Origin of the sequence: Rhizobium sp. NFR07 (assembly GCF_900111905.1) — a bacterium.
In the GTDB taxonomy this organism is placed as follows: Bacteria; Pseudomonadota; Alphaproteobacteria; order Rhizobiales; family Rhizobiaceae; genus Neorhizobium.
The window spans coordinates 124,587-137,563 of sequence record NZ_FOKM01000001.1 but is presented as its reverse complement, the minus strand read 5'-3'; the positions used below and the strand labels follow the sequence as shown (position 1 = coordinate 137,563).

The window sequence follows — 12,977 nt, the reverse complement described above, 5'->3', positions numbered from 1 at the left end:
TCCTGGGGTGGTGCGAGCCAATTTCCGAATTTTCACATGCAGAATGAAGATTGTTGACAATTTGCATTCTGCATATACTCTATTTTCGAAACGGGAGAGCGTACATGCTGCTCAACGCAGTCGAAATCTTGCGGACACAGTCGCTGCCCATGCTTTTGGAACAGGAGATCCAGGCTGTTCTGCTGAGCGGCGAATTTACCCCGGGTGATCACCTCAATGAAAAAGAGCTGGCCATCCGGTTCGGGATAAGCCGGGGGCCGGTCCGCGAGGCGTTGCGCTCGATGGAGTCCTCGGGGCTGATCGAGCAGATCCCAAATCGTGGATTCTTCGTCCGTCAGCTGACCGCACAGCAGGCCTACGATCTTTATGATGTTCGCGCTGTTCTCTTCGGCCTCGCCGGCAAGCTTCTGGCTGAACGGATCACAGACGACGGCGCCGATCGTCTATCGGGTTTCATCGCCGAGATGGACACGGCGATGAATGGCGAGGATTTCGACACCTATGCCAAGGTCAATTTTGCCTTCCACGAATTCATCGTGATCAACGCCGGCAATGCAGCGCTTGCGCAGCAGTATCTCGCGCTCGTCAAGCAGCTTCGGCTCTATCGCACACGCAGCCTGATGCATGTGGATTCCATGCACGCGTCTCAAATGGAGCACCACGCGATGGCCGATGCCGTCGTGGCCCGCGATCCGCAGAGAGCACAACAGACCCATCATCGGCATGTCGAAGCCGCCAAGGAGCGGCTGATGGCAACTGCTACCGATCTGAAATAGACAGGGGAGAAGAGCGTTTGACCCAGACATCCGACATCACGTCTCAGGCAATCGGCTTCATCGAGCGTATGACCTATGCCGACATTCCGGAGGAAGCGTTGGCGATTGGTCGCCGCTGCATGGTCGATACGGTCGGCCTTTATCTGGCCGGAAGCCAGGAAGCATCCGTCCGCATCCTGATCAAGGACGCGCTCGCGCAAGGGGGGCGATCCGATGCGCCTCTCCCGGGCGCAGGCAGGATAAAGGTTCCGGCGGCGCTCGCTGGTCGGGTCTGGGGAACCTCGGGACACGCTCATGACTGGGACGACACGCAGGTGTCGCACGATCCGGCGCATGTCTACGGTCTTCTGACACATCCTTCCGTGCCGCCGCTGACAGCGGCGCTCATCGTTGCCAGCGAACTGGGCAATGTCGATGACAAGGACGTCATGCTTGCGTTCCAGGTGGGTTTTGAAGTCGAGTGCAAGATCTCGGAATGGATGAAGCCACGGCATTACCGCCGCGGACATCATACGAGCGGTACGGTCGGGACGTTCGGGGCAGCCGCGGCAGCGGCCAAGCTGTTGGGCCTGACAGGCGAGAAGCTGGCGCATGCGCTCGGTCTCGCCGCGAGTTTTGCCGCCGGCATTCGCGTCAATTTCGGTACCATGACGAAACCTCTGCATGTGGGGCGTGCCTGCGAGAACGGTATCACTGCCGCCATGCTCGCCGCTCAAGGGTTCCAGGCCGATCCCTGCGCGCTCGACGGTCCATGGGGTTTCTTCTCGGTCATGGGCGAGGGTTTTGACGAGGAAAAGGCAAAGTCCGGATTCGGCGCGCCTTTGACTATCGTGTCACCCGGTGTCAGCATCAAGCCGTATCCTTCGGGTATCCTGACCCATCAGTCCATGGATGCCATGTTGAAACTCGTTCTCGACAACGATCTGAAACCGGATGAGGTGGAGCGTATCCGCTTCTTTGCCGGCAAGAACATCATCGAGCCGATACGCTATCCGATTGCCAGCAATCATCTGCAGGCGAAATTTTCCATGCCTGCTCTGCTGTCGATGATCATCCTCTGCCGCCGCGCGAGCCATCACGAATTTCAGGATGCCTTTGTCGCGGGAGAGGCGATGCAGGATCTTCAGGCACGGACGGACGTGATCAACGATTCTGATATCGACGCGCAGGGCTACGATAAGATCCGCTCGCGGATCGAGGTCGTGACCAAGGACGGACGTACCCTCGTGCAATGGGCAGACGAGCGATATCGTGGTGGCCCATCCAACCCGATCGATGACGACGGTCTCGATGCCAAGTTCCGGATGTGTGCGGAAGGCGTCATCGATGATCGCCAGAGTTCCGATCTGCTGGCGCTTGTGCGGACCATCGGCGAAGGTGCCGATATCGCACGGATCACGGATCTGATCAGCGGTACGGGAAAACAGAGCCGGGAGATCGCAGCGGAATAAAATTCAGACACACGCCGCTTGGGGAGAAGTGGCGGTCAACAGGGAGAGAGACCATGAGCATCATTCGCATGATAGGAAAGGCCGCGATCAGTTTTGCAGCCTTCACATTGCTTTCCTCCGCTTCGGCATCTGCCGAGCCGGCTACCTACCCCGTCAAGGTCGTGACGCTGGTCACGCATTCAAGCCCGGGTGGCGGCAGCGACGTCTTTCTGCGGGAGATGTCGAAATATCTGGGCAAATACATAAACGCGACATTCGTCGTCGAAAACGTCCAGGGCGGCAGTGGCGCAAAGGCCATGGCGCGGGTCGCCTCCGCACCCGCCGACGGCAGCGTCTTTTACGCCACCACGCCGACCTACATCTACACATCGCTGATGAGCAAGCCGCAGAGCACCTACAAGGACATGCAGCCCATCGCGAACCTGTTCCTCGACAGCGAGGTCATCTTCACGCGCACAGACGGTCCCTACAAGACGCTCAAGGATGTCATCGAACATGCCAAGAACGAGCGCGGACGGTGGGGTGCCGCAAACCCCGCATCGCTTGAGCGGCAGGCTGCCGAACAGCTGAAACGTGCGGCGGGAGTCAATGCCGCGATCGTCACTCACGAGGGTGGCGGCGACATGATGCTCAACGTGCTGAACGGCACGCTCGACATCGGCATCGGTGAAATCCAGGAGCTTCGTTCGCAGCTCGATGCCGGCAAGATCACGCTGCTTGCGACCTTCAATCCGCAGCGCATCGTCGACAAGCCGGATGTCCCGACCGTGACGGAATCCGGTTACGATGTCTCGCTCGTCAAGTTTCGCGGCCTCGCCGGCCCCAAGGGGATACCGGACGAAACGGCGGCCATCTGGGACGCTGCGGTCAAGCAGCTTCTCGAAGACCCGGACTACAAGAAGGCATACAGCGCCGAAGTCCTCGTGCCGGAACCGATCGGCCACAAGGACTATCCGAATTTCGTCAATGATTTCGCGACCCGGACCGAGGCTTTCCTGAAGTCGACGGGCGCAATTAAGTAGTTACCCCGATACCTCGCGGAACCGCTGGTCGCAGCGGTTCCGGTCATATCGTTTCTCGATGAGGATATACGGATGAACAAGGATCTTCTCAGCGGCGTGGTGCTGATGGCCGTCGCTGGTACCTATTACGCATGGTCCACCCAGATTGCAGACAGCACATTGTCGGACGAAATCGGCGCCGGTGGATTGCCGCAGGTGCTGGCGATCATCCTGGCGATCCTGGGCTTTTGCCTTGCAGGTCGTGCGCTTCTGTCCATGAAACTCAATTCCGCGACAGTCAACGAAGCAAAGGACGATGACGACGAGGAAGACCGCAACGCGCCGTTTCCGCGTGCCGTCGGCTTCCTTCTGTTCGGAGCGGCCTATGTCCTGCTGCTGCCTCTCATCGGCTATGTCATCGCCACGGCACTTCTGATTGCGGCAATAGCAATTTATGAAGGCGCGCCAAGGACTTGGGTCGTGCCGGCCGCCGCTATCGGCGGAGGGGTCCTGTACTGGGCGATCTTCGTGAAGCTTCTGGGCGTCAATCAGCCCGTAGGCTCGCTGTTTCAGGGGCTGTTCTCATGAGCACCTTCGCTGACATCATCCATCTCCTGACCGAAACGCCGATCTTCTTCGTCGCAATCATCGGTCTCACCTGGGGTATTCTCGGCGGCGCCTTGCCCGGTATCTCGGCTTCGATCACGATGGCGCTGGTGCTTCCGTTCACCTACACGATGGACCCGGCGCAGGCGATCGCGCTACTGGCCTGCGTCTATATCGGCGCCGAATATGGCGGGTCGATCCCGGCGATCCTCATCCGCACACCGGGAACGAATTCATCGGCTGCGACCGTCATCGATGGCTACGAGATGAACCGGCAGGGCAGGGCGGGAGAAGCGCTCGGCATATCGCTCATGTCCGGCGTGGTTGGCAGCCTCTTCGGTCTGGCAATGCTCATACTGCTCACCGAGCCGTTGTCGTGGCTTGCACTCGCCTTCACGCCGGCATCCTATTTCGGCCTCGGCATTCTCGGCCTCAGCGTCATCTCGTCGATGAGCAGCGGCTCTCTGCTCAAGGGACTGGCCGCCGCCGTCGTCGGCCTGATGATCTCGACCGTTGGCACCGACCCGATTTCCGGCGTGACGCGTTTTACCTTCGACATTCCTGATCTCCTCGGTGGCATCGAGCCGGTGCTTGTCATGGTCGGCCTCTTTGCGCTGACCGAGCTGATGAGCCAGTCCGGCTCGTTGAACACGCTGAAACTCAATGCCAGCATCCGCATCAAGCTGCCCAGCCTTGCGCTGATGAACAAGCTGAAGCGTTCACAGTTCATCGGCTGCATCCTCGGACTGTTCGAAGGGCTGACACCGGGCGGCGGCGGATCGATTGCAGCCTTCATGTCGTATAATGAAGCGCGCCGCTGGTCGAAGACCCCGCAGCTGTTCGGCAAAGGCTCGGAAGAAGGGGTCGCAGCACCCGAGACGGCAAACAACACGGTTGCCAGCACGGCAATGATCCCGCTCCTCAGCTTCGGCATTCCAAGCTCGAATTCGACGGCGGTACTGCTGGGTGGCCTCTTGATGCACGGCCTCATTCCCGGCCCGCGCCTTTTCGAGCAGAGCGCCCAGGTCATCGACAGCATCTATGTCGGTTCGTTCATCGCGATCATCGCCCAGATCGGTATCGGCATCCTCATCCTGCCGGCCTGCATCTGGCTGGTGAATCGACCGCGCTATTACCGTTCCGGCTTCATCTTCGCGCTCATCCTGTCGGGCATCTATACGCTGAACAACAGCACGTTCGACCTCGGCATAGCTTTGATGCTCGGACTTGTGGGCTACCTGATGCGGATGACGCGCTTCCCGGTCCTGCCGATGATCCTAGGCGTGGTTCTCGGTCACATGGTGGAATCCAGCTACCGGCGCTCGCTCGTGCTTTCAGGCGGGGATCTGAGGATTTTCCTGGAGGATCCGATCTCGCTCGGCCTTCTCTCGCTCGCCTTCATATTTATCTTCTTTTCGCTGGTGCGCGAATTCCGGGAAGCCCGCAAAGCCAAACTGAAGGAAGTCCATTCATGAACGTCGCCGTCTCACCTTCAGCCACGATCGCGGGCAGACTGGCTGCCTTTGTCACCAGCGCCGTGCCGTCAACGGCCGCAGAGGCCACCTGTCGGCGGTTGATCTTCGATATCGTCGCGCTGGCGGTCGCCGCCCGTGACACGGATTACGTGAAGGCGGCGCTTGCAAGCGCGGTCGATGACGGGGAATGCACCGCCTTCGGGCATAGCAGGAAGCTAGGTCTCTATGATGCGGCCGTTGTGAACGGCACAGCGGCTCATGGCGAGGACTACGACGATACGTTCGAAGGCGGCCCTATCCACGCTGGCGCCGTCATCGTTCCGGCCGTCATCGCGATTGGCGAGAAGCGAGGCCTCGATGGCCGGGCCGCCATGCGCGGCATAGCCGTCGGTGCCGAACTGATGTGCCGCATGAGCCTCGTTGCGCCGCAGGCAACACACAAGGCGAGCTTTCACCCGACCGCAATCTTCGGCGCACCGGCAGCGGCGGCGGCAGTCTGCGCCGCGCTCGGTCTCGATGAGGCAGTGACGGCGCGGGCGCTCGGCATATCCGGCAGCCTGGCCTCGGGCATCATCGAATATCTTGCCGACGGCAGTTCGACCAAGCGCCTCCATGCGGGAGCCGCAGCCCAGGCGGGGTTGCGTGCGGCGCTACTCGCCGAAGGCGGCTTCACCGGCCCGCTCAGTGTCTTCGAAGGATCGCATGGGCTTTACAAGGCCTTTGCGCCGTCGAAACAGCCTGATTTCGGCTGCCTCGTCGATGGACTGGGCGAGCAGTGGATAGTCGAGACGCTTGCCTTCAAGCCCTATGCCTGCGGGACCATGACCCAGCCATTCATCGATTGCGCAATGATGCTCGCAAAATCCGGCGTGAAGGCCGACAACATCGTTTCCATCACATGCAGGGTGGGTGAGGGCACGGTGCATCGGCTGTGGGAGCCGTTGGCGAAAAAACAGGCTCCACCGAACGGTTATGCCGGCAAGTTTTCGACGCCCTATTGCATTGCGGTCGGTTTTACGGATGGCGAGGCGGGGCTCGGGCAGTTCACCGATGAACGCGTTCTCGATCCCGCGCTCCGGGCACTGACGGCTAAAGTCTCCTACGAAATCGATCCCGAGGATCCTTATCCGTCAAACTTCATCGGCCATATCCGGGCGCAGTTGAAAGACGGGTCGGTGAAGGAGTTTCGCCAGCCTTACATGCGTGGAGGTGCGCGCGAACCTCTGCCGGATGACGAGCTGCAGGCGAAGTTCGAAGCGAACATGCGTTTCGGCGGTATGGATACGGCGAGAATCGATGCGCTGAAATTAGCGATCGAAGAGATCGCCGCAGGTGGCCGGATCGATCTTTCTGCCGCCCGTTTCTGAGAAAAGATGATGGGAGACGATATGACGAAAGCTTTGGAGGGCAGGGTAGCGCTGGTGACTGGGGCGTCACGCAATATCGGCCGTGCGATTGCGCTGGCACTCGCCGAACAAGGGGCGGCGATCGCCATCGTCGCCCGCTCCGATCGCGCTGCTGCCGATGCTGTCGCCCGAGAGGTCGAGGCGAGAGGAGTTAGCGCGGCGGTCCTGCTGGGTGACGTGTCCCAGGAGGAAGATGGCGTCAGACTGGTGGCGGAAACCGTCGCACGGCTCGGCCGTCTTGATATTCTCGTCAACAACGCGGCGGTGCGCCGGGAAACGCCGTTCGAGCAACTGTCCTTCGCCGACTGGCGGGAGGTGATGAGCATTGCCCTCGACGGTGCCTTCCTCATGACGAAGGCAGCAATTCCTCATCTGAAAGCGGGCGGTCAAGGGACGATCGTCAATATCGGTGGGCTAACCGCCTATACTGGCGCGCTGCACCGCGCCCATGTGATTGCAGCCAAGGCTGGACTGGATGGACTGACCAAGGCTCTGGCGCATGAACTCGGTTCTGCCGGCATTACCGTCAACCTCGTCTCTCCCGGCATGATCGACACCAACCGCCAGCACTCCGGCGGCGCGGATCCGACCCACCACCAGACGACCAAGACCCTGGTCGGTCGTCGCGGCACGCCGGAGGAAGTCGCCGCCGCCGTCTCATATCTCGCGATGCCTCAATCACGTTTCATCACCGGTCAGACGCTGCATGTGAACGGCGGTGCTTTTCTACCTTAGCCCTCTCGCGGCAACCTGCCGCCTCCGCTCCAAAGGTCGGGCGATAGACGTCCGCCCCTGCCATCGGTTAGCCCTCTATGCGCCCGATCCCGTCACGTCTTACCGGTCAGAGAGCCGGCCTCGGTTTTCTCTGCTTGATCTGTTTCAAGGTCGGCCTCCTGAGTTTTGGGGGCGGATTGTCGGGTTGGTTCTATCGGGAATTCGTCCAGCAGCACGGACTGGTCGACGACGAGGATTTCGCGACCAGTCTTGCCATTGCGCAGATGCTGCCGGGCGCCAATGTCGTCAATCTGATCATCTGTCTCGGTGAGCAGTTGCGCGGATCGATCGGCTCGTTGGTCTGTCTGGCAAGCTTTCTCGTCGGCCCATTCTTCTCCGTTCTGGCGCTCTATGCGCTTTTCGATCGCTTTTCCGGTTTCGCGCTCCTGGCGATCTTCTTCAACGGTATCGCCTTCGCCGCCATTGGCATGCTCATGATGACCTGTATTCAGGGTGCCCGCCGCGCCATCCGTTTTCCACCGTTTGCGATCGTCGCCACGGTGACCGCAATCCTGGTCGGCATCCTGCAATGGCCCCTGATACCGGTCGTACTCGCGCTCGCGCCGATCAGCATCTTCCTTGCCTGGAAAAGAGACCGGGATGCGTGACAATCTGCTGATCAATCTGGCCCTGATCTTCATTCCGCTGTCGCTGACCTCGATCGGCGGCGGAGCGGCCATCATTGCGGGCGCGCAGGTGCAGACGGTCGAGGTCTACCGCTGGATCTCCGAGCCGGAATTCGTGCATCTCTTCGCCATATCCAGGGCCGCACCCGGGCCGGGGACGATGCTCGCGACGGCGGTCGGCTGGGAGGTGGCCGGGTGGAGCGGGGCGCTGGTGGCAACATTGGCGCTCTTTCTGCCATCCTCGCTGCTTTGCTACATCGTCTTCCGGGCGACCAACGCGCATCGGGAAAAGCCGTGGCACCGGATCATGCGGGAAGGGCTGGCACCGGTCGGCACGGGCCTCATCATGGCAGGAACGATCTCTCTGTTTCGCATCAGCGGCGGGGGCTTGCTTGCGGCGGTAACGGCCTGCGCATCCTGCCTGCTGCTCTATCTCGTCCCACGATTTCCGGTCGTGGCGGTACTGCTATTGGGCGGCCTTGCGGCCATTGCCACTGCCACATTTTCCGGTTGAGAAGCCGGCGAGACGTCAGGCCGCGACGGCGCGGTCGCCCTTCGCCGATGCCAGCTTTGCCGCCAGCCGGATCGCTGTCTCGAAGGCGCCGGTGTTTGCGATGCCCTTGCCGACGATATCGAATGCCGTGCCGTGCGAGGGCGTGGTGAAGACGATGTCGAGGCCAGCGGTCACGGTCACGCCGCGGTTAAAACCGCGAAGCTTAGTCGCGATCTGGCCCTGGTCGTGATACATGGCGACGACGCTGTCGAATTCTCCGGCGAACGCCTTGATATAGACGGTGTCGGAGGGGAAGGGGCCGCTGCAGTCATATCCCTCCGCCGCCATTTTTTCGACGACAGGCCGTATCAACTCGATTTCTTCCATGCCGAAGAGACCATTCTCGCCGGCATGCGGGTTGAGCGCCGCAACGGCAAGGCGAGGCTTGTCGATCCCGGATTTCTTCATCGTGGCATCCGCCAGCATAATCGCGTCGCGGATCGACTGTTCGTTGATCTGGTCCAGCGCCTGGCGCAACGATACGTGGCTGGTGACCCGCGACATCCACTGTCCATCGAGCACGTTCATCTCGCTGAAATAACGGGTGTGGCCCAGAAGATGGGCGAACATCTTGTGCTCGTCGGGGAACTTCCAGCCGCCATCATACATCGCCCGCTTGTTGAGCGGGGCGAATGAAACGGCGTCAGCCTCTCCGGCCCTCGCGAATTCGATCGCTTTCGACAGCGTTTCGCCGGTTGCAAAACCTGACGCTGCGCTCGCCTTTCCGGGCGGGTAGAGGCCCGGATCCGTATTGCCGAGATCGATCAGCGGGATGGCCGCGTCATCCCATTCGATCGTGCCAGGACGATCGTAGGTGCGCAGGACCAATTGCACTCCGGCTTGGCGAGCGCCGAGTTCCAGCACCCTGCAATCTCCCACGACGACGATCCGCGCGGCGTCCGAAAGCCGGCCGTCACTCAGGATGCGTGCGGTCTGTTCCGGGCCGATGCCGGTGCAGTCGCCTGCCGTCAAGGCTATGATGGGGCGAGGATCCTGGCTCATGAAATCTTCCTCACGCTGGTGCTGGACATGGCGCGGAGTGCCGAGACGACGGCGTCGCCGCATTCTGCGGTATTCGCGCTTCCTCCCAGGTCACGGGTGCGCGTGACGACATCGGACACGACATCCTCGATGGCGGACACGATGCCGGCCGCAGCTTCGGCGTAACCGAGGTGATCGAGCATCATCGCGCCTGCCCAGATCTGCCCGACAGGATTGGCGATCCCCTTGCCGGCAATGTCGGGAGCGGAGCCGTGAACCGGCTCGAAGAGAGACGGAAAGTCCCGTTCGGGATTGATGTTGCCGGAGGGAGCAATACCGATCGTGCCGGTGCAGGCGGGACCGAGATCGGAAAGGATGTCGCCGAACAGGTTGGAGGCGACCACGACGTCGAACCGATCCGGGTTCAGGACGAAATGGGCGCAGAGAATGTCGATATGGTATTTGTCCCAGCGGATGTCCGGGTAGCTTGCTGCCATCGCTTCCATGCGCTCGTCCCAGTAGGGCATGGTGATCGAGATGCCGTTCGATTTGGTGGCCGAGGTCACGTGTTTCGCCTCGCGCCGGCTGGCGAGTTCAAAGGCGAATTTGAGCACGCGGTCGACACCGGTCCTGCTCATCACGGTTTCCTGTAGGACGATTTCCCGCTCGGTGCCGCCATACATCCGCCCGCCGATCGACGAATATTCGCCCTCGGTATTTTCCCTCACGATCCAGAAATCGATATCGCCCGGCTCGCGGCCTGCGAGCGGCGATTTCACGCCGGGCATGAGACGGACGGGCCTCAAGTTCACATATTGATCGAATTCGCGGCGGAACAGGAGAAGCGATTGCCAGAGCGAGATGTGGTCGGGAACCTTGTCGGGCCAGCCGACCGCGCCGAAGAAGATCGCATCGTGGCTGCCGATCTGATCTCTCCAGTCCTCGGGCATCATGCGGCCATGCTTCAGATAATAGTCGCAGGAGGCAAAGTCGAACTGATCGAAATGCAGGGGGATGTCATAGATCTCCGCTGCAGCCTTCAGCACTTTCATGCCCTCCGGCACCACCTCGATCCCGATCCCGTCACCGGGAATGACTGCAATCTTTAGACTGTTGCTCGCCATGGCTTGTCTCCTCCCAATCCAGGCATATTCGCTATTCGCGCATATCATAAAAATTGTCAATTATAAACTGTTGACAATTTATGGCCAGAGGAAGAGTCATGGGGCAGGGAGGAAAATCGACCATGACCTCAAGCTCATCCGAGACATCACCGGAAATCAATCGGTCCCTCATGACTGGATTTCGCTATCAGCGGGTCCCCACAGGCGGTGCCGAAATCAATGTCGCGATCGGCGGCAATGGCCCACCACTGCTCCTGCTGCATGGCAATCCGCTGACCCATGTTAGCTGGCACAAGATCGCTCCGCAGCTCGCCGAGCACTTCACCGTCGTTACACCCGATCTGCGAGGCTACGGTGACAGTTCCAAACCCGATGGCGGACCGGAACATGAAGCCTATAGCTTTCGCGCCATGGCCAACGACAACGTCGCAGTCATGCAGCATCTCGGTTTCTCCCGCTTTCAGGTGGCGGGTCACGATCGTGGCGCGAGAGTGGGCTTTAGAATGGCCCTCGATCACCCGGACAAGGTAGAGCGTCTAGCAGCCCTAGACATCGTACCGACCTATCATGCGCTGACCAATGTCAGTCTCGGCTGGGGACTTGAGGCCTACCACTGGTTCTTCATGGCTCAGAAAACACCGTTTCCCGAGAGGCTGATTTGCGGCGACCTCAGCTATTACATCGACTACAAGCTGAACAAGAAGGGCGTCGGCCTCTCGATCTTCGATCCCACGGCCATGGCCGAATACAAGCGCTGCACGACGCCGGAACAGATCCACGCCGTCTGCGAGGATTATCGGGCGACGGTTTCGGTCGACCTTGCGATGGATACCGCGGACTATGGTCACAAGACCATCAATTGCCCGGTTCTCGTGATCTGGGGATCGAACAGTCATTGCGGCCGGCATTTCAAGCCGTTGGAAGCTTGGGCTCCCTGGGCGCCGGATCTGCGCGGGTGGCCCGTGACGACCGGGCACTATCCCGCCGAGGAACGGCCTGAGGCAATCCTCGCTCCGTTCATGGATTTCTTTTCCGGAAACGAACCCCGTTCGTGATCGGCGGCCTCCTCGCCAGATAGCGTCATGGCGAGGGGCCTCAAATAGCATCACCCGCTGATATGGCGCAGAATGCCGTTCGTCATATGGGACGTGCCGCCGGTACCCCGGATATCACGCGTGCGCGTGGCCGGATCGGCGAGCGCGGCGGTAATTGCCTTTTCCATGATTGTCGCGGCCTGAACTGCCTGCGGCAATTTCCGGTTATGGCCCAGCCACTCAACCATCATGCGGGCGGATTCGATCATAGCGAACGGATTGGCAATGCCCTTGCCGGCAATATCCGGCGCGGATCCATGCGTGGCCTGCGCCATGGCGATCGCGCCTTCGCCGATGCAGAGGCCGGGTGCCATTCCGAGCCCACCCACCAGCCCGGCCGCTTCGTCCGTCAAAATGTCGCCGAACATGTTGGTGGTTACGATCACGTCGAAGCTCTGCGGATCACGGATCAGACGCATTGCCATCGTATCAACGATGACCTCGTCGACCGTCACGTCGGGAAATTCTTTAGCGACGCGATGGCATTCCTCGACGAACATGCCGCAGCCGAGCTTGAAGACGGTGTTCTTGTGAACCAGCGTCAGTCTCTTCTTGCGCTGCTGGGCGATCTCGAAGGCGGCTCGCGCCACGCGCGAGGATCCCAGGCGGGTAATGACCCTGACCGAGATCGTCATCTCTTCGGTTGGGCGGAACTCACCCGAGCCCGCCACCACGTTGCGGTCCGGTTGAAACCCTTCATTGTTCTCACGCACGATGACTAGGTCGATGTCGTCGTAGATGGCGCCGAGACCGGGATAGGATCGGGTCGGCCTGACATTGGCGAAGAGATTGAAGCGCTTGCGCAAGATGGGGTGCGGATTGATCGCGCCGGCGACCTTCGGATAGGCCTGGTGGCCGATCGGGCCCAGGATGAAGCCATCCATCTTCATCAGGGCTTCGATCGTGCCTTCCGGAAAGGTCGATCCTTCCGAATCGAGCGCCGACCGCCCGATCGGCATCGGACGCCAGTCGATTTCCAGCCCAGTGCGCCCAGCCGCCGCTTTCGTGACGGCAACCGCCGCCGGCACGATCTCGTGGCCTATGTCGTCGCCGTTCAATATCCCGAGAACCAGGTGGTTGGCCATGTGTCGTCTCCTCCATGAATATGCG

13 protein-coding genes are annotated in these 12,977 nt (G+C 60.6%); 10 read left to right on the top strand and 3 right to left on the bottom strand.

Features of this window, described 5'->3' with window-relative positions; all coding sequences use genetic code 11:
- Positions 1–104 precede the first annotated feature (104 nt).
- From BM216_RS00605 to BM216_RS00565, 9 genes are all read left to right on the top strand, one after another.
- Positions 105–776, top strand: coding sequence for an FCD domain-containing protein (locus BM216_RS00605; RefSeq protein ID WP_092993376.1), 672 nt, complete (start codon positions 105–107; stop codon positions 774–776).
- Between the two features lie 17 nt (positions 777–793).
- Positions 794–2,227: an MmgE/PrpD family protein gene (locus BM216_RS00600; RefSeq protein ID WP_092993372.1), complete on the top strand. Its 1,434-nt coding sequence runs from the start codon at positions 794–796 to the stop codon at positions 2,225–2,227.
- Positions 2,228–2,280: 53 nt separating this feature from the next.
- Positions 2,281–3,249, top strand: a complete 969-nt coding sequence (locus BM216_RS00595; protein WP_177230663.1) for a tripartite tricarboxylate transporter substrate binding protein — start codon at positions 2,281–2,283, stop codon at positions 3,247–3,249.
- Between the two features lie 72 nt (positions 3,250–3,321).
- Positions 3,322–3,816 (top strand): tripartite tricarboxylate transporter TctB family protein, encoded by a 495-nt coding sequence (locus BM216_RS00590; protein WP_092993369.1) that lies wholly within the window; start codon positions 3,322–3,324, stop codon positions 3,814–3,816.
- The gene (locus BM216_RS00585; protein ID WP_092993366.1) at positions 3,813–5,309 is read left to right on the top strand and encodes a tripartite tricarboxylate transporter permease; all 1,497 of its coding nucleotides are present in this window, start codon (positions 3,813–3,815) and stop codon (positions 5,307–5,309) included. The genes BM216_RS00590 and BM216_RS00585 overlap by 4 nt, the downstream gene beginning before the upstream one ends.
- Positions 5,306–6,676: an MmgE/PrpD family protein gene (locus BM216_RS00580; RefSeq protein WP_092993363.1), complete on the top strand. Its 1,371-nt coding sequence runs from the start codon at positions 5,306–5,308 to the stop codon at positions 6,674–6,676. The genes BM216_RS00585 and BM216_RS00580 overlap by 4 nt, the downstream gene beginning before the upstream one ends.
- 21 nt (positions 6,677–6,697) lie before the next feature.
- A complete protein-coding gene (gene fabG, locus BM216_RS00575; RefSeq protein WP_092994956.1) occupies positions 6,698–7,450 on the top strand; it encodes a 3-oxoacyl-ACP reductase FabG in 753 nt (250 codons plus the stop codon).
- 77 nt (positions 7,451–7,527) lie between these two features.
- Positions 7,528–8,097, top strand: coding sequence for a chromate transporter (locus BM216_RS00570; protein ID WP_092993360.1), 570 nt, complete (start codon positions 7,528–7,530; stop codon positions 8,095–8,097).
- Positions 8,090–8,629, top strand: a complete 540-nt coding sequence (locus BM216_RS00565; protein ID WP_092993357.1) for a chromate transporter — start codon at positions 8,090–8,092, stop codon at positions 8,627–8,629. Before BM216_RS00570 ends, BM216_RS00565 begins: the two co-directional genes overlap by 8 nt.
- A gap of 15 nt (positions 8,630–8,644) precedes the next feature.
- On the opposite strand, the gene BM216_RS00560 is transcribed toward BM216_RS00565, so the two are convergent.
- Both BM216_RS00560 and BM216_RS00555 read right to left on the bottom strand, forming a co-directional pair.
- A complete protein-coding gene (locus tag BM216_RS00560) occupies positions 8,645–9,670 on the bottom strand; it encodes a PdxA family dehydrogenase (RefSeq protein ID WP_092993354.1) in 1,026 nt (341 codons plus the stop codon).
- Complete coding sequence (locus BM216_RS00555) at positions 9,667–10,773, bottom strand: tartrate dehydrogenase (protein WP_092993351.1); 1,107 nt, start codon at positions 10,771–10,773, stop codon at positions 9,667–9,669. Before BM216_RS00555 ends, BM216_RS00560 begins: the two co-directional genes overlap by 4 nt.
- 122 nt (positions 10,774–10,895) lie before the next feature.
- Here BM216_RS00555 and BM216_RS00550 point away from each other — a divergent pair, with 122 nt between their 5' ends.
- Positions 10,896–11,828 carry an alpha/beta fold hydrolase gene (locus BM216_RS00550; protein ID WP_092993347.1) on the top strand — a complete coding sequence of 311 codons (933 nt, stop codon included), beginning with the start codon at positions 10,896–10,898 and terminating at the stop codon, positions 11,826–11,828.
- Between the two features lie 50 nt (positions 11,829–11,878).
- Here BM216_RS00550 and BM216_RS00545 read toward each other — a convergent pair whose 3' ends face one another.
- Complete coding sequence (locus tag BM216_RS00545) at positions 11,879–12,952, bottom strand: isocitrate/isopropylmalate dehydrogenase family protein (protein WP_092993344.1); 1,074 nt, start codon at positions 12,950–12,952, stop codon at positions 11,879–11,881.
- Positions 12,953–12,977: the final 25 nt, after the last annotated feature.